Genomic DNA, 16,376 nt, shown 5'->3' with positions numbered 1-16,376 from the left:
TCTCCAGGAGCGGGCCCTCGTAGGTCTCGCGGGAGACCAGGTTGTAGTGCGGCTGGGTTGTGCGCCGCACCGCAGCGCGCCGCAGCGCGCCGCTCCGCGCCGCACCGCACCGCAGCGCGGAGCGGCGCAGCGTGGCGCGGCGGCGTGCCTGCCGGGGGCCGATGCGCCGCCGCTCGGCCGGGTGCGGAGTGCCGCATTCCGGCCCCCGCGGGTCGCGGGCCTTCGGCTGTCCGCCACACTCTGATCATGACCGAGACAACGAGGCGTACGGCACTGGTTCTGGGCGCGGGCGGCGTGACCGGTGGGGGGTGGGAGATCGGGGTCCTCCAAGGGCTCGCCGAGGCGGGGACGGATCTCACGACCGCAGATCTGATCGTCGGAAGCTCCGCGGGCGCGGTCGTCGGCGCCCAGCTGGCCTCCGGTAAGTTGCCGCTCGACGGGCTGTACGAGAGCCAGCTCGGCGACCCGCTCGGCGAGTTGTCGGCGCGGCTCGGCTTCGGGCAGATCGTGAAGTACGCGCTGGCCGTGCTCCGGTCCCGTACCCCGGAGGAGTACGGGCGCCGGCTCGGCCGGCTCGCCGGCGCCGCCACCACCGTCGCTCCGGCCGTCCGCCGTCAGGTGATCGCCGGCCGGCTGGGTCCCGCCACCGCGTGGCCCGAGCGGCGGCTCGTGATCGCCGCCGTCGACGCCGACAGCGGCGAACTCGCCACCTTCGAGGGCACCGACGCGGGCGTCTCGCTCGTCGACGCCGTCACCGCCAGCTGCGCCATCCCCGGTGTCTGGCCCGTCGCCGAACTCGCCGGGCACCGCTACATCGACGGCGGCCTCCACTCCACCGCCAACGCCCACCTCGCCGCCGGCTACGAGCGGGTCGTGGTCGTCGCTCCCAACGGCGCCGGCAGCAAGGTCATCGTCTCGCCGGGCGCGCAGGGCGCCGCGCTCGCCGCGGCCGGGGCGCGGGTCGAGGTGATCACGCCCGACGCCGAGTCCAAGCGGGCGTTCGGCCGCAACCCGCTCGACCCGACCCGCCGGGCGCCCGCGGCCCGCGCAGGACGGGCCCAGGCCGCGGCCCATGCACAGGCCGTCGCGGCCCTGTGGGGACAATGAGGGAGTGAACGAGCACCCCGAGCACCACAGCCAGGACGAGCGGGACGAGCCGACGGAGTCGACCGAGTCCTCGGAGGCGACCGAGTCGTCGGAGGCGACCCAGTCGCCGGAGCCGACCGAGTCGTCGGAGGCGACCGAGTCGTCGGAGCCGACCGAGTCGATTCCCGTCGTCCGTGACGTCGACTGGGGCACCGCACGGCTCATGCCCGACGTGGACACCGAACGGGGCTGGCTGCTCACGGTCGACGGCGCGCCCCAGTCGTACGTCGACCTCGACGACCCGGTGCACCTGGAGTTCGAGTACGCCCAGCGGCTCGCCCATGTCGTCGACCGGGTCGCCGCGGAAGGCGCACCGCTCGACGTGCTGCACCTGGGCGGCGGGGCGCTCACCCTGCCCCGTTACGTCGCCGCCACCCGGCCCGGCTCCCGGCAGCACGTCGCCGAGGCCGACCGGGGGCTGCTCGCGCTCGTCGCCGAACACCTGCCGCTGCCGCCCGGCTCCGGCATCGAGGTCCACGGCGCCGATGCCCGCGCCTGGCTGGAGGCCGTGCCCGACGCCTCCGTCGACCTGCTGATCGGTGACGTCTTCGGCGGCTCCCGGGTCCCGGCCCACCTCACCTCCGTCGAGTACGCCCGCGAGGCCCGCCGCGTGCTGCGCCCGGGCGCCACCTACGCGGCCAACCTCGCCGACGGCGCCCCCTTCGCCTTCCTCCGCTCCCAGCTCGCCACCTTCGCCACCGTCTTCCCCCACCTCGCCCTCATCGCCGAACCGGCCGTCCTGCGCGGCCGCCGCTTCGGCAACGCGGTCCTGGTCGCCTCCGACGAGGAGATCGACACCGCCGGCCTGGCCCGCCGCACGGCGGCCGACCCCTTCCCGGCGCGAGTGGAGTGGGGCGAGGCGCTCGCCCGCTTCACGGGCGACGCACGGCCGGTGCACGACGCGGAGGCGGTGCCGTCGCCGGTGCCGCCGGAGGGCGCGTTCGGCATCGGCTGAGGCGGGGAGGCGGGGAGGCGGGGCCGAGGGCCGGTGTCGTTTCTCGCCCGGCTTGCTGAGCCGGCCCGATCCGGAGGGCAGCGCCGCCCGCCGTCCTGTGCGGCACCCAGGGCCGGTCTCGCGCCTCGCCCGGCTTGCTGAGCCGGCCCGATCCGGACGACAGCCTCGGCCCGGCGCCGCGCCCGCGCCCGTCAGCCCAGGTCCGCCGGCTCGCTCCGTACGCCGTGCTCGACGCCGCCCTCCGAAGCCGTCACCGGTTTCGTACGCCGCGTCAGGTTCCGTACGTCCGGCACCAGCAGCACCAGCGCCGTCACCACCACGATCAGCGCCGCCGAGCCCCACAACGCCGTGCCGCGGCCGAAGGCGGTCTCCGCGGGGCCGGCGAGGGCCGTGGAGAGCGGCAGCATGGCGGTGGAGCCGAACCAGTCGTAGGCGGAGACGCGGGAGAGCTTTTCCTCCGGGATCTCCTGGTGCAGCGCCGTCATCCAGGAGACGCCGAACCCCTCGATGGCGACCCCGCTGACGAACATGGCCACCGAGAGCCCCACCACGTCGAGCGGCACCGCGAGCGCCGCCGAGGGCAGCGCGATCGGGAAGACGCACAGCGTGCCCACGAGCAGCATCCGGCGCGGTTTCCAGCGGGCCATCAGGACCGCGCCGCACAGCGTGCCGACCCCGAACGCGGCGAGCGCGAGGCCCCAGGGCCGGGCGCCGCCGAGCTGGTCGCGGGCGACCAGCGGTCCGTACACCGACTCGGCGGCCCCCACCAGGGCGACCACGACGGAGAACTGGGCGACGATCGACCAGAGCCAGGGCCGGCCCACGAACTCGTCCCAGCCCTCCCGCAGATCGGCGAGCAGCCCACCGCCGGGCGCGCGCTCGGGAATGTGCCGGACGTCGAGGAAGGCGCGGAGCGCGCCCGCCACGGCGAACGCCGCCGCGTCCACGGCGAGCACCCAGCCGGGCCCGATGGCGGCGATGAGCGCGCCGCCGAGCGCCGCACCGCCGATGCCGGCGCCGTTCATCGCCATCCGGAAGAGGGCGAAGGCGCGGCCGGCCTGTTCGCCGCTGACGCTCGACATCAGCATGCCCTCGGCGGCCGGGCTGAAGAACGCCTGCCCCGTGCCGCACAGCGCGGTCAGCAGCATCATGTGCCACAGCCGGGCCTCGCCGGTGAGGACGAGGACGGCGAACACGGCCTGCGAGACGCAGTTGAGGGCGTTGGCGGCGACCATCACGCGGTGCCGCGGCACCCGGTCGGCGACCGCGCCGCCGATGAGCAGGAAGAGCACCAGCGGCAGGGTGCGCGCCATCGCCACCAGGCCCACGTCGCCGCCGTCGCCGCCGGACTGGATGACGGCGAACGCCGCCGCGATCAGGGCACCGTGGGTGCCCAGGTTGGTGACGATCGCGGCGGCGGTCAGGAGCAGGTAGTTCCGGCCTGCCCAGTCGGGTATCCGGTCGCGGATCACGACTCCGGTCCCGGCCCTGTCATGACTCCGGTCACGACTGCGGGGACGGGGCCTCGGGGGCCAGGCGCACGGTGGAGACGATCTTCTTGATGGTCTCGTCCGGCACCTCCTCCTTGACGCCCTTGGCGGCGTACAGCACGAAGGAGGAGAAGTCGCCCTTGGCGTTCTTGAACGAGAAGGCGACGGACTTGCCGTCCGACTCGCACTTGTTCCGCTTCTTGATGTTCGGGGCGACGGCCGTGGCCATGCTGCCCTGGAGTCCGGAAGCGGTGGTGAACGGCACGGCCTTGGTGATCTTGATCGTCCCCTTGGGCATGTGCTGGGCGTAGCCCGCCCACACCCAGTTGCCGGCCTCGTTGTAGGCCGCCTCCGCGGTGTCCTTGGCGCCCTGGCCGCCCTTGGTGCCGGCGGTGCTCAGGCCCCAGGTCTCCGGGGAACCGTCCTTGTTGGTGTCGTAGGAGCACCAGTTGCTCTTGAAATGCGCCGGCGCCGACATCGTGACGACGGGGGAGCCGTCGCCCTTCTTCTCGTCCTCGAAGAAGTTGATCGTGCCCGGCTTGGACAGCTCCCACTCCGGCGGCACGTCGAACAGCGTGCCGTACTTGGGGTTGTAGACGACCTTCCAGCCGGGGATCGTCGGCTGGTGCGACGCCTCGTCGCGCGGGTTGTCGAGCGACGGCGAGGCGGAGGTGGTCGGCGCCGAGCTCGCCGACTGGCTCGGCTTGGGGTCGTCGGCCTGGTTCTTCTTGTCGTCGTCCTTGCCGAGGACGAGCCAGCCGGCGACACCGGCCGCGGCGAGCACGGCGACGGCGGCGACGATCGCCACCACGGTGGTCTGCTTCTTCTTGCCGCTGCTGCCGTCACCGCCGCCCGGCTGGACGGGGCCCGGCATCGCGTACTGCGGCACGGTCGGCTGCTGGTACGGGTTCGGCTGGCCGTATCCGCCCTGCTGGGTGGGCTGCTGATACGGGTTCGGCTGGCCGTAACCGCCGGGCTGGCCCGGACCGGGCTGACCCGGCTGCTGGTACGGCCCGGGCTGCGCGCCCGGCTGCTGGTTGGGGTAGCCGTAGCCGGGCTGCGGTGCCGGCTGGGCGTACGGGTTCTGACTCTGGTCCTGCGGGTTCTGCTCGCCCCCGGGCGGCTGCTGTCCTGGCCACATGGGCCGTAACGATAGAGGTGCGGCCGGTGACAGGCTACGGCCGCCCCCGTACGGATGGCGGAACGGAGAGCGAAACGGATGGTGGAACGGATGGCGGAACGGGATGGCCAAGTCTGCTACTCGTGGGTAACATCACGGCTCATGAGCGCAGACCAGATGTCCGTCGGCGAGATGCTCGCCGCCACGGTGCCCATGGCCAGGACCCTCAACCTGGAGTTCCTGGAGACCACCCCCGAGCGTGCCGTGGTGCGCCTGCCGGACCAGGCCGACTACCACAACCACGTGGGCGGCCCGCACGCCGGAGCCATGTTCACCCTCGCCGAGTCCGCCAGCGGCGCCATCGTCCTGGCCGCCTTCGGCGACCAGCTCGGCCGGGCCGTGCCGCTCGCCGTCAAGGCCGAGATCGGCTACAAGAAGCTCGCCATGGGCGTCGTCACCGCCACCGCGACCCTGGGCCGCCCGGCCGCCGAGGTCGTCGCCGAACTCGACGCCGGCCAGCGCCCCGAGTTCCCGGTGCGGATCGACATCACGCGCGAGGACGGCGCCGTCACCGGCGAGATGACTGTCGTGTGGACCCTGCGTCCGAACAACTGAGCAGGGCCCGGAGCCGGGTTCCCTGAGGGGGGCCCGGCACGGCGTCGCCGAATCGGACGAACCGTCACGCATAGTGCGATCAGCGCATGATCGTCGGAATCGTGCCGGTCCGAAGGAGCGCCGCCGTGCCCCATGCCCCCACCCCGGAGCAGCAGCAACAGCGCGAACGGCCGGAGCCGTCGCGGCACGTGGCCGACCACGACGCGCAGGCCACGCCTCCCGTCACCGTCGTCGCCACTGCTTCCGTCACCGCCGCCACCCCTGCCCACAGCGCCGCCGCCCCTTCCCGCACCGCCGTCAGCTCGACCGCCGCCGCCCCTCCCCGTGCCGCCGTCAGCGCGACCGCTGCCGTCCTCGCTCGCGCATCCCGTCCGACCTCCCGGCGCCGGTTGCTGCTCGCCCTCGCCGGCGCGGCGGCCCTGACCGTCGCCCCCGCCCTGCCCGGCGGCGCCCGGGCCACGGCACACGGCCGACGGATCGCCACCGGACGGGTCTCCGAGCGGGTCGACCGGCTCCTCCAGCAGCTCACCCTCGACGAGAAGACCGCGCTGCTGCACGGACACCAGGACCCCCGTGGCCTCGGCCAGGCCGGCTACGTGCCCGGCGTGCCCCGGCTCGGCATCCCCGCCCTCCGGCTCGCCGACGGCCCCGCCGGCGTCCGCGTCCACGAGCCCGCCACCGCACTGCCCGCGCCCGTGATGCTCGCCGCCGCCTTCGATCCCGCACTCGCCCGCGCCTACGGCCAGGTCATCGGCCGGGAGGGCCGCGCCCTCGGCCAGGACGTGCTGCTCTCGCCGATGGTCAACCTCATCCGCACGCCCTACGCGGGCCGCAACTTCGAGACCTTCGCCGAGGACCCGCTGCTCTCCGCCGACCTCGTCGCCGCGGAGGTCCGCGGCATCCAGGCCGAGGGCCTGATCGCCACCGTCAAGCACCTCGCCCTCAACAACCAGGAACACGACCGGATGACCGTCGACGTCCGGGCCGGCGAACAGACCCTCCACGAGACCGAACTGCGCGGCTTCGAGGCCGCCGTCGCCGCCGGTGCGGGCGCCGTCATGGCCGCGTACAACAAGGTCGACGGCGTACACGCCAGCGAGAACCGCGCGCTCCTCGGCGACATCCTGCGCGACCGGTGGGGCTTCGACGGCTGGGTCATGAGCGACTGGGGCGCCGTCCACTCCACCGCCGCCGCGCTCACCGCCGGCTGCGACATGGAGATGCCGGGCGGCCGCTACTACGGGGCCGCGCTCGCCCGCGCCGTACGCGAGGGCCGCGTCGAACAGGCCGCCGTCGACACCGCCGTACGCCGGCTCCTGACCGTGTGCGAACGCTTCGGCCTGCTCACGGACGGGCCGGAGCCGACCGAGCCCGCCGCCCGGCCCGCGCGCGACGCGCCCGCCGGGGCCCGGCTCGCGCTGCGCGTCGCGCTCGCCGGGGCCACCCTGCTGCGCAACGAGGCCGGTGCGCTGCCGCTCACCGGTCCGGCCGCCCGTTCCCTCGCCGTCATCGGCCCCACCGGCGCCGTGCCGTTCGTCAGCGGCGGCGGCAGCGCCCATGTCGTCCCCGACGCCGCCGTCAGCCCCCTCGACGCGCTGCGCGCCCGGGCCGGTGACGGCGCCACCGTCACGTACGCCCTCGGCGAGGACCTCTACGGCAAGCCGTTCGCGCAGACCGGCGGCGCGCTCGCACCCGCCCGCTCCCTCGACGTCGTCGGCGTCGCGGCGGGCGAGACCTGGAGCTACGAGGGCACGCTCACCACCACCGTCGACGACGAGTGGAGCTTCTTCGTCCACTACAGCGGCCGGCGCCCCACGGTGCTGCTCGACGGCGCCGAACTCTTCCCCGTCCGGGCGGGCGTCGCCGAGTACTTCACCGGCGGGCTCGGCGGCCGCGCCGCCGACGGCCTGGAGCTGCGCCGTGCCGACCGCCGCCTCGCCGCCGGCGCCCACGTCCTCACCGTGGCCGCCGACGGCGGCGCCGAAGGACAGCTCTTCCGGCTGCGCGCCGCCGACGGGACCAGCCGGGCCGCCGACGTCACCGAGGCGGTCACCGCCGCCCGCGCCGCCCACAGCGTCGTCCTCTTCGCCTACGAGGACGCCACCGAGGGCCGCGACCGCACCGGCCTCGCCCTGCCCGGCCGCCAGGAGGCCCTGATCAGGGCCGTGACGACCGCCAACCCCCGTACCACCGTCGTCCTCAACACCTCGTCGGCCGTCACCATGCCCTGGCTCGACGCCACCGCGGCCGTGCTCCAGATGTACTACCCGGGCCAGGAGGGCGGACCCGCCACCGCCGCCGTGCTCTTCGGCGACGCCGACCCCGGCGGCCGGCTCACCCAGACCTTCCCGCGCTCCGCGGACGTCCATCCCACCGCCGGCGACCCGAGCCGCTACCCCGGGCAGGGCGGCATCGAGCAGTACGCCGAGGGCGTCCACGTCGGTCACCGCTGGTACGACGCCCAGGGCGTCACGCCGCTGTTCCCGTTCGGCCACGGCCTGTCGTACACCACCTTCGGGTACGGGGAACTCGACGTGGCGGCGGTCGGCGACGGGCTCCACGTCAGCTTCACCGTCGTCAACACCGGGCCGCGCACCGGCATCGACGTGCCGCAGGTCTACCTCGGCCCCTCGCCCGACCTCGCCGCCCTCGGCATCGACCAGCCGGTCCGGCTGCTCGCCGGCTACCGGCGGCTCCAGCTCGCCCCCCGGGAGCGCCGCCGGGTCACCGTCCCGGTCGCCGCGCGCACGCTGTCCTCCTGGGACCCGGCCCGGCACCGCTGGGTGCTCGGCACCGGGCGACGGCAGGTGTGGGTCGGGGCGTCCTCCCGCGAACTCCGGCTGACGGCGCGGGCCGAGGTCCCGGCGGCACCGGGCCGGGGCGGCGCTTAGCGCCCGCTTACCGCGGCCGGGGTAGGCTGCCCCGGATCGATTACGGTCGCCGAAACGGTCGCCGACACGGGAGAGGAACCCGCGTGCACGTCCAGGAATGGCTGGAGACGATCCCCGCGATCGCCGTCTACGCACTGGTCGGGGTGGTGATCGGGATCGAGAGCCTGGGCATCCCGCTGCCCGGCGAGATCGTCCTCGTGAGCTCGGCCCTGCTCGCGTCCCAGCACGGCCACATCAACCCGTACGTGCTCGGCGCCTGCGCCAGCGTCGGCGCGGTCGTCGGCGACTCCATCGGCTACGCGATCGGCCGCAAGGGCGGCCGGCCGCTGCTGACCAGGCTCGGGAAGAGGTTCCCCAAGCACTTCAGCGAGGCGAACATCGGCCTCGCCGAGCGCTCCTTCGAGAAGTGGGGCATGTGGGCGGTCTTCTTCGGCCGCTTCGTCGCCCTGCTGCGGATCTTCGCCGGGCCGCTCGCGGGCGTGCTGCGCATGCCGTACTGGAAGTTCCTGATCGCCAACGTCCTCGGCGGCGTGCTGTGGGCCGGCGGCACGACGGCCGTCATCTACACCGTCGGCATCGTCGCCGAGGCATGGCTCAAGCGCTTCTCGTGGCTGGGCCTGGTGCTCGCGGTCCTCATCGGCCTGGTGTCGATGCTGATCCTGAAGAACCGGGCCAAGAAGGCCGCCGCCGCCCACTCGGCGGCGGCCGGCGAGCCGGCGGCCGTCACGGAGCCGGCCGCCGCCGAATAGGGCCCTTCAGGGCCTACGGGACCACTCGTCGCCCCGGGACCACTCGTCGCCCCGGGGCCACTCGTCGCCCCGGGACCACTCGTCCCCCGCCGGGTCACTCGTCCGCGAAGGTCTCCGCGTGGGCCTTCGCGAGGTGCAGGTACATCTCCGCGTTGAGCCGGAGCCCCGCCTGCTCCTCCTCGGTCAGCGGGCGGCGCACCTTCGCGGGCACGCCCGCCACCAGGGAGCCCGGCGGCACCTGCATGCCCTGCGGGACGAGCGCCTGCGCGGCGACCAGCGAACCGGCGCCGATCCGGGCCCCGTTGAGTACGGTCGCGCCCATGCCGACGAGGACGTCGTCCTCGATGACGCAGCCGTGCACGGTCGCGTTGTGGCCGATGGTCACCCGCGCGCCGATCGACACCGGGAAGCCCGGGTCGACGTGGACCGTGCAGTTGTCCTGCACGTTGGTGTCCTCGCCGAGTTCGATCGGCCCGCAGTCGGCGCGCAGCACGGCGTGGTACCAGACGCTGGTGCGCGGCCCGAGGGTCACCTCGCCGAGCACCACCGAGGTCGGGGCGGTGAAGGCCGTCGGGTCCACCTGGGGCTCCTTGCCGCCCACGCCCTTGATCAACGCCCCTGAGATCTCTGACATCGTTCGCTCCTGCATCGCTGGCTGTGTCGGTCGCGCTCGGACCGCACCCTAGTCCGCGCTCATGACGGACATCACAGCGCACCGGTCTGATCAGCGACGACGCCGCCGACTACGGTGTCCGGGTGCCCCGGAACAGAAACACGTTCTCATCGCTGACCGCCTGGCGGCGCCGCGTCGTCGCCCGCGCACTGCAGGGCGGCTGGCGCCGGATCCAGCAGGCGGGCGCGGTCACGGCCGAGCACCCGGGGCGGCTGCGCTTCCGCCGGATCGGCGAGGGCACCCGGCTCGCGTTCCCGCAGGGCACGGTCTTCGGTGAGCGGTGGATCGAGATCGGCGCGTGCTGCATCATCGCCGAGCAGGTCACGCTGACCGCGGGCATGCTGCCCGACCTCGACCTGGGCACGGACACGGTGCTGACCCTCGGCGACGGCGTCGTCCTCGGCCGCGGCAGCCATGTCATCGCCGACGCGCCGATCACCATAGGCTCGGACACCTACTGCGGCCCGTACGTCTACATCACCTCGACCAACCACAGCTACGACGACCCCGACGTGCCCGTCGGGCGCCAGTGGCCCCGCTCCGAGCCGGTCGTCATCGGCCCCGGCTGCTGGCTCGGCACCGGCGCCGTGATCCTGCCCGGCGCCCGGCTCGGCCGGAACGTGGTGGTGGCCGCCGGAGCGGTCGTACGGGGTGAGGTGCCCGACCACGCGGTGGTGGCGGGCGCGCCCGCGAAGGTGGTCCGCTCCTACGACCCGGAGAAGGGCTGGCAGCCCCCGCTGCGCACGCCGGCGCCGCGGCCGATCCCGGACGGCATCACCCCGGAGCAGCTGGCGGCGCTCGCCGGACTCGACGAGCAGGGGCTGAACGACCTCGCGGAGCTGGAGCGCTGATCTCCGGAACGGAGTGACGGTGTGACGGTGTGACGGCGTGGCGGCGTGGCGCGCGTGGGTCTGCCGAGGCGGCGGTGTGACGGGGCGGCGGCGCTGCGGCGTCAGAGGCGCGGCGGCGCGGCGGCGTGAGGGGGGGCGACGGTCTGGCGTGTGAGGGCGTGACGGCGCGTCAGCCCGAGGCCAGCAGGACCGTGCCCACCAGGGCCAGGCCCGCGCCCGCGGCCTGGACCGCGCGGAGCCGTTCCTTGAGCACGCCGCGGGCGGCCAGCGCCGTGACCACCGGGTAGAGGCTGGCGAGGACCGCGGCGACGGTGACCGGACCGCGCTGGGCGGCCAGCGAGTAGGTGCCGTTCGCGGCGACGTCCGCGAGGCCCACGAAGGCCAGTGCCGGGAGCGCAAGGGCGACCGCCTTGAGGGGGCCGCCACCTTCCGGCAGGGCCTCGGGCCCGGGCAGGGCGCGGCCGCCGCGCCTGACGGAGAACCACAGGGCGCCGCCGCCCACGACGACATTGGTCACGCGCTGCACGAAGAGGGCGAGGAAAAGGCCGGTCAGAGTGGTGGACGCCGCGGAGATCAGGGACATCACCGCGCCGAAGCCGAAGGCCGCGACGAGGGTGAGGAGCACCGCCTGGCGCTGTACGGGCGCGCCGCGCAGTTCGGGGCCGCCGGCCAGGACGACTCCGATGACGGCCACCGCGATGCCGGCGAACTGGAGCAGCCCCGGCCGGTCGCCGAGGAGCAGGCCGACGCCGACGGGGACGACCACGCCGAGCGAGCCGAGCGGGGAGACCACGCCCATCGGGCCGAGCGCGAGGGCCCGGTAGAAGGCGAGCATCGCGGCGGGACCGACCGCGCCGGCCGCGACCGCGTACCAGAGCCGGGGCCCGGCCTCGTCGAGGGCGCCGGTGGCGAGGACGACCGAGCCGAGGACGACGACGGCTATGGACTGCGAGACGACCACGACGGTCAGCGCGGGGAAGCGGCGGGTGAGCAGCCCGCCGCCGAAGTCGGCGAGGCCCCAGAGCAGACTGGTGGCCAGGGCGAACACCGCCGTCAGTGCCGTCATCAGGGGTCCTCGCAGTACAGTGCAGTGAACAATCGGGTGCACCACACGGTAGTACAACCTATTGAACTCTGCCATTCACAATATTGGACGGAAAGTGTCGGACCTCGATCAGCTCACCCAGTCGCTCGCCCGCAACCTCAAGCGCTGGCGCAACGAACGCGGCTTCACGCTGGACGCCCTCGCCGCCAGGGCCGGGGTCAGCCGCGGCATGATCATCCAGATCGAGCAGGCCCGCACGAACCCCAGCGTCGGCACCACGGTCAAGCTGGCCGACGCGCTCGGCGTCTCGATCACCACCCTGCTCGACTACGAGCAGGGCCCCCACGTCCGGCTCGTGCCGCCGGAGCAGGCCGTACGCATGTGGTCCACCTCCACCGGCAGCCACACCACGCTGCTCGTCGGCACCGAGGCCCGCGGGCCCCTGGAGCTGTGGGAGTGGACCCTGATGCCGGGCGACGGCAGCGCCTCCGACCCGCACCCCGACGGCACCACCGAACTCCTGCACGTCACTGCCGGGACCCTCACCCTCGTCGTGGACGGAGTGGAGCACCCCATGCCGGCCGGCACCTCCGCCGTCTTCGAGAGCAACGTGCCGCACGCCTACCGCAACGACGGCGAGCAGACCGTGGAGATGACGATGGCCGTCTCCATCCCGCCCGCGCGCTGAGCCGAACGGCCGCCGCTGGAAGCCGACTTGCCGGCCCGCCGGCAAGGCCCGCGCCGAGCTCCCCGGAGCCGTCGTCCTGGAGGGCCCGGGCCCGGCGGCCGAGTAGCGTCAGGCCAGCCGCGGTATCTCGATGGCGGGGCAGCGGTCCATCACGATCTCGACCCCCGCCTCCCGCGTCCGCGCGTACGCCTCCACATCGACCACCCCGAGCTGGAACCAGACCGCCTTGGCGCCGATCCCGACCGCCTGATCGGCGACCGCGCCCGCCAGCTCGCTGTTCACGAACACGTCGACCACGTCCACCGGGAACGGGATGTCCGCGAGCGACGCGTACCCCTGCTCCCCGTGCACCGTCTCCGCCTTCGGATGCACCGGCACGATCCGCTTGCCGAACCGCTGGAGCGTCCGCGCCACCCCGTACGCCGCCCGGGCACTGTTGTTGGACAGCCCCACGATCGCCCACGTGTCGCCGCTCTCGGTGAGGATCCTGCGAACGGTCTCCTGGGTGCCGTACATGCGCTGCCTCCTGCGGGCGTGTGAGGTGGTCTGCCGGACCGTGCAACCACCGCGGTCACCAGGAGATTCCCGGGCGCGGACGAGCGTGCGCGAGCGCATAGGCTGGCGGGATGCAGGAGCAGTACCGCACGCTCGCCGGCGAGGGCGTCCACGAGACCGAGATCAACCGATCGCGCTTCATCTGCGCGCTGGCGCCCGTCGCCACCGAGGAGGAGGCGCAGGCGTTCGTCGCCCGGATCAGGCGCGAGCACCCGACGGCCACCCACAACTGCTTCGCGTACGTCATCGGCGCCGACGCCTCCGTCCAGAAGGCCTCGGACGACGGCGAGCCCGGCGGCACCGCCGGGGTGCCGATGCTCCAGATGCTGCTGCGGCGCGAGATGCGGTACGTCGCCGCCGTCGTCACCCGCTACTACGGCGGCGTGAAGCTCGGCGCGGGCGGGCTGATCCGCGCGTACGGCGGGGTGGTCGGCGAGGCACTGGACGCCCTGGGCACGATCACCCGGCGCCGCTACCGGCTCGCCACCGTCACCGTCGACCACCACCGCGCGGGCAAGCTCCAGAACGACCTGCGGTCCACCGGCCGGTCCGTCCGCGAGGTGACGTACGGGGAGGCCGTCACCATCGAGATCGGGCTGCCCGACGCCGATGTGACGGACTTCACGGCCTGGCTCGCCGACGCCACGGCCGGCGAGGCCACGTTCGAACTGGGCGGCGAGGCATACGGCGACGGGTGAGCCGGCGTCCGGGTCCGGCACCGCAGAGCCGGCCGGCGTTGTCGTACCCCACCGATACGCTCAGGAACCATGAGGCTTCTGCACACGTCGGACTGGCACCTGGGACGGTCGTTCCACCGGGTCGCGCTGCTCGACGCCCAGGCCGCGTTCCTCGACCACCTGTTGGCGACGGTGCGCGAGCGCGAGGTGGACGCGGTGCTGGTGGCCGGGGACGTCTACGACCGCGCCGTGCCCCCGCTCGCGGCCGTCGAGCTCTTCGACACCGCCCTGCACCGGCTCGCCGACGCCGGGGTGCCCACCGTCATGATCTCCGGCAACCACGACTCGGCCCGCCGCCTCGGCGTCGGCGCCGGCCTCATCCAGCGCGCCGGCATCCATCTGCGCACCGACCCGGCCGACGCCGGCACCCCCGTCGTCCTCGCCGACACCCACGGCGACGTCGCTCTCTACGGCCTGCCGTACCTCGAACCGGCCCTGGTCCGCGAGCAGTTCGGCGCCGAGAAGGCGGGGCACGAGGCCGTGCTCGCCGCCGCCATGGACCGGGTCCGCGCCGACCTCGCCACCCGGCCCGAAGGCACCCGCTCCGTCGTCCTCGCCCACGCCTTCGTCGCCGGCGGCGAACCCAGCGACAGCGAGCGCGACATCACCGTCGGCGGCGTCGCAGCCGTCCCCGCCGCGGTCTTCGACGGCGTCGACTACGTGGCCCTCGGCCACCTCCACGGCAGCCAGACCATCACCCGGCGCGTGCGCTACTCCGGCTCCCCGCTCGCGTACTCCTTCTCCGAGACCGACCACCGCAAGACCATGTGGCTGATCGAGCTCGGCGCGGACGGCGCCGTCGACCTCGCCGAGCGCGTCGACTGCCCCGTGCCCCGGCCGCTCGCCCGGATCCGCGGCCACCTCGACGACCTGCTCGCCGACCCCGCCCTCGCCCGCCACGAGGACGCCTGGGTCGAGGCCACCCTCACCGACCCGGTGCGCCCCGCCGACCCCATGGCCCGGATCTGCGCCCGCTTCCCGCACACCCTCAGCCTGGTCTTCGACCCCGAGCGCGGCGACGACGACTCCCTCCTCTCCTACGCCACCCGGCTCCAGGGCCGCAGCGACCAGCAGATCGCCGAGGACTTCGTCGCCCACGTCCGCGGCGGCGCGGGACCCGACGGCGCCGAGCGGACCGTCCTCTACGGGGCCTTCGACGACGTCCGGGTGGACGCGGCCGAGCGCGAGGTGAGCCGGTGAGACTCCACCGCCTCGCCGTCACCGCCTTCGGGCCCTTCGGCACCACCCAGGAGATCGACTTCGACGCCCTGTCGTCCGCCGGGCTCTTCCTGCTCCACGGCCCCACCGGTGCCGGCAAGACCTCCGTCCTCGACGCCGTCTGCTTCGCGCTGTACGGAGCCGTGCCCGGCGCCCGGCAGAGCCCCGGCGCCGGCCTGCGCAGCGACCACGCCGCCGCCGGCACGTACACCGAGGTCACCCTCGACCTCACCGTCGGCGAGCGGCGCCTGGAGATCACCCGCCGGCCCGCGCAGCAGCGCCCCAAGAAGCGCGGCAGCGGCTTCACCACCGAGAAGGCGCAGAGCTGGCTGCGCGAGCACGACGCCGGGACCGGTGAGTGGCGCGCGCTCAGCCGCTCCCACCAGGAGATCGGCGAGGAGATCAGCCAGCTCCTCGGCATGAGCCGGGACCAGTTCTGCCAGGTCGTGCTGCTGCCCCAGGGCGACTTCGCCCGCTTCCTGCGCGCCGACGCCGAGGCCCGCGGCAAGCTCCTCGGCCGGCTCTTCGACACCCGCCGCTTCGCGGCCGTCGAGGACCGCCTCGCCGAGCTGCGCCGGGTCGCCGAGCACGAGGTCCGCGAGGGCGACGAGCGGCTGCTCGCCCTCGCCCACCGGATGGCCCAGGCCGCCGGGGCCGGGAGCGCCGCGGACGTGACGGAGCGGCCCGGCGAACCCGGCCTCGCCGAGGCCGTCCAGACCCGCGCCGCCCTCGCCCGCAGCGAGGCCCGCGAAACCCTCGACATCGCCGAGCTGCGCGTCGCCGCCGCCGAGCGGCGGCAGGCCGAAGCCCGCGCCGCGCTCGACGTCGCCCGCGAACTCGCCGACCGGCAGGCCCGGCACGCCGACGCGCTGCGCCGCCAGGTGGAGCTGACCGCCCGCCGCCCGCAGCGCGACGACTGGCAGGCCGCCCTCGACCGCTCCCTCAAGGCCGACCGGGTCGCGCCCGCGCTCGGCCTGCGCGAGCACGCCGAGGCAGCCCACCGCACCGCGAACAGCGCCCGCGACCGGGCCCGCTCCGTGCTGCCGCCCGACCTCGCCGACGCCGGCGCCGAGCAGCTCTCCACGGTCGAGCGGCGGCTGCGCGAAGAGCTCGGCGCTCTGGCGTCCGCCCGCCGTGCCGAAGCGCGGCACGCCGAGATCACCGCCGAGCGCGCGAGCCTCGACCGGGAGGCCCGCGCCGACGAGGAGTTCCTCCAGGACGCCGCCGCCTGGCTGGCCGGCTGGGAGCCGCGCCGCGCCGTGCTGCGGCAGCGCATCGAGGCCGCCCAGGACGCCACCGCCCGCGCCGAACAGCTCGCCGGCCGTCTCGCCCCGGCCCGCCGCCGCCTCGCCGCCGCCCGCCGCCGCGACGACCTCGCCGCCGAACTCGCGGCCGCCCGGGAGCGGTTGACGACCGCCCGCGAGCACCGGAACGAGGCCCACGAGCACTGGCTCGACGTGAAGTCCCGCCGCCTGCGCGGCATCGCCGCCGAACTCGCCGCCGCCCTCGAACCCGGCGCCCCCTGCCAGGTCTGCGGCTCCGCCGCCCACCCCGCCCCCGCCCGCACCGCGAGCCACCCCTTGATCTCCGCGGTGCCCCGCGGCACCTCGGCGAACGCGAGCAGCCCCGGCACGAGGTCCTGC

15 protein-coding genes are annotated in these 16,376 nt (G+C 74.6%); 10 read left to right on the top strand and 5 right to left on the bottom strand.

Annotation, left to right across the window (positions count from 1 at the left end):
- Nucleotides 1-246 precede the first annotated feature (246 nt).
- Nucleotides 247-1,107 (top strand): patatin-like phospholipase family protein, encoded by an 861-nt coding sequence (locus tag ACWEJX_RS35185; RefSeq protein ID WP_451611479.1) that lies wholly within the window; start codon nucleotides 247-249, stop codon nucleotides 1,105-1,107.
- A 202-nt stretch (nucleotides 1,108-1,309) separates the two neighbouring features.
- A complete protein-coding gene (locus ACWEJX_RS35180) occupies nucleotides 1,310-2,101 on the top strand; it encodes a spermidine synthase (RefSeq protein ID WP_451611481.1) in 792 nt (263 codons plus the stop codon).
- 191 nt (nucleotides 2,102-2,292) lie between these two features.
- Here ACWEJX_RS35180 and ACWEJX_RS35175 read toward each other — a convergent pair whose 3' ends face one another.
- Complete coding sequence (locus ACWEJX_RS35175; protein WP_451611478.1) at nucleotides 2,293-3,573, bottom strand: MFS transporter; 1,281 nt, start codon at nucleotides 3,571-3,573, stop codon at nucleotides 2,293-2,295.
- Nucleotides 3,574-3,604: 31 nt separating this feature from the next.
- Nucleotides 3,605-4,732: a hypothetical protein gene (locus ACWEJX_RS35170; protein ID WP_451611477.1), complete on the bottom strand. Its 1,128-nt coding sequence runs from the start codon at nucleotides 4,730-4,732 to the stop codon at nucleotides 3,605-3,607.
- A 156-nt stretch (nucleotides 4,733-4,888) separates the two neighbouring features.
- Here ACWEJX_RS35170 and ACWEJX_RS35165 point away from each other — a divergent pair, with 156 nt between their 5' ends.
- From ACWEJX_RS35165 to ACWEJX_RS35155, 3 genes are all read left to right on the top strand, one after another.
- On the top strand, nucleotides 4,889-5,326 hold the full coding sequence (locus ACWEJX_RS35165; RefSeq protein WP_389345303.1) for a DUF4442 domain-containing protein: 438 nt from the start codon (nucleotides 4,889-4,891) through the stop codon (nucleotides 5,324-5,326).
- A gap of 86 nt (nucleotides 5,327-5,412) precedes the next feature.
- Nucleotides 5,413-8,217 carry a glycoside hydrolase family 3 C-terminal domain-containing protein gene (locus ACWEJX_RS35160; RefSeq protein WP_451611476.1) on the top strand — a complete coding sequence of 935 codons (2,805 nt, stop codon included), beginning with the start codon at nucleotides 5,413-5,415 and terminating at the stop codon, nucleotides 8,215-8,217.
- 83 nt (nucleotides 8,218-8,300) lie between these two features.
- Nucleotides 8,301-8,966 (top strand): DedA family protein, encoded by a 666-nt coding sequence (locus ACWEJX_RS35155; RefSeq protein WP_451611475.1) that lies wholly within the window; start codon nucleotides 8,301-8,303, stop codon nucleotides 8,964-8,966.
- A 94-nt stretch (nucleotides 8,967-9,060) separates the two neighbouring features.
- Here ACWEJX_RS35155 and ACWEJX_RS35150 read toward each other — a convergent pair whose 3' ends face one another.
- The gene (locus tag ACWEJX_RS35150; RefSeq protein WP_403789293.1) at nucleotides 9,061-9,600 is read right to left on the bottom strand and encodes a gamma carbonic anhydrase family protein; all 540 of its coding nucleotides are present in this window, start codon (nucleotides 9,598-9,600) and stop codon (nucleotides 9,061-9,063) included.
- 122 nt (nucleotides 9,601-9,722) lie between these two features.
- Between ACWEJX_RS35150 and ACWEJX_RS35145 the strand changes: the two genes are divergently transcribed.
- Nucleotides 9,723-10,490 carry an acyltransferase gene (locus tag ACWEJX_RS35145; protein ID WP_451611474.1) on the top strand — a complete coding sequence of 256 codons (768 nt, stop codon included), beginning with the start codon at nucleotides 9,723-9,725 and terminating at the stop codon, nucleotides 10,488-10,490.
- A gap of 169 nt (nucleotides 10,491-10,659) precedes the next feature.
- Here the strand turns inward: ACWEJX_RS35145 and ACWEJX_RS35140 are convergent, their stop codons facing one another.
- Entirely contained in the window at nucleotides 10,660-11,547 is an 888-nt protein-coding gene (locus tag ACWEJX_RS35140) for an EamA family transporter (RefSeq protein WP_451611480.1), read from the bottom strand.
- 103 nt (nucleotides 11,548-11,650) lie between these two features.
- Here ACWEJX_RS35140 and ACWEJX_RS35135 point away from each other — a divergent pair, with 103 nt between their 5' ends.
- A complete protein-coding gene (locus tag ACWEJX_RS35135) occupies nucleotides 11,651-12,223 on the top strand; it encodes a helix-turn-helix domain-containing protein (protein WP_451611473.1) in 573 nt (190 codons plus the stop codon).
- 108 nt (nucleotides 12,224-12,331) lie between these two features.
- On the opposite strand, the gene ACWEJX_RS35130 is transcribed toward ACWEJX_RS35135, so the two are convergent.
- Nucleotides 12,332-12,739 carry a CoA-binding protein gene (locus ACWEJX_RS35130; RefSeq protein WP_451611472.1) on the bottom strand — a complete coding sequence of 136 codons (408 nt, stop codon included), beginning with the start codon at nucleotides 12,737-12,739 and terminating at the stop codon, nucleotides 12,332-12,334.
- A 110-nt stretch (nucleotides 12,740-12,849) separates the two neighbouring features.
- On the opposite strand from ACWEJX_RS35130, the gene ACWEJX_RS35125 reads away from it, so the two are divergent.
- The 3 genes from ACWEJX_RS35125 to ACWEJX_RS35115 form a co-directional block, all read left to right on the top strand.
- Nucleotides 12,850-13,476 (top strand): YigZ family protein, encoded by a 627-nt coding sequence (locus tag ACWEJX_RS35125; protein ID WP_403789288.1) that lies wholly within the window; start codon nucleotides 12,850-12,852, stop codon nucleotides 13,474-13,476.
- Between the two features lie 69 nt (nucleotides 13,477-13,545).
- Nucleotides 13,546-14,715 (top strand): exonuclease SbcCD subunit D, encoded by a 1,170-nt coding sequence (locus ACWEJX_RS35120; RefSeq protein ID WP_451611471.1) that lies wholly within the window; start codon nucleotides 13,546-13,548, stop codon nucleotides 14,713-14,715.
- Nucleotides 14,712-16,376 (top strand): AAA family ATPase (locus ACWEJX_RS35115; RefSeq protein WP_451611470.1); only part of this gene is annotated, 1,665 nt, incomplete at its 3' end. The genes ACWEJX_RS35120 and ACWEJX_RS35115, both read left to right, overlap by 4 nt.

Source organism: Streptomyces sp. NPDC004788 (assembly GCF_053601115.1).
This window is presented reverse-complemented; position numbering and strand designations above follow the sequence as displayed.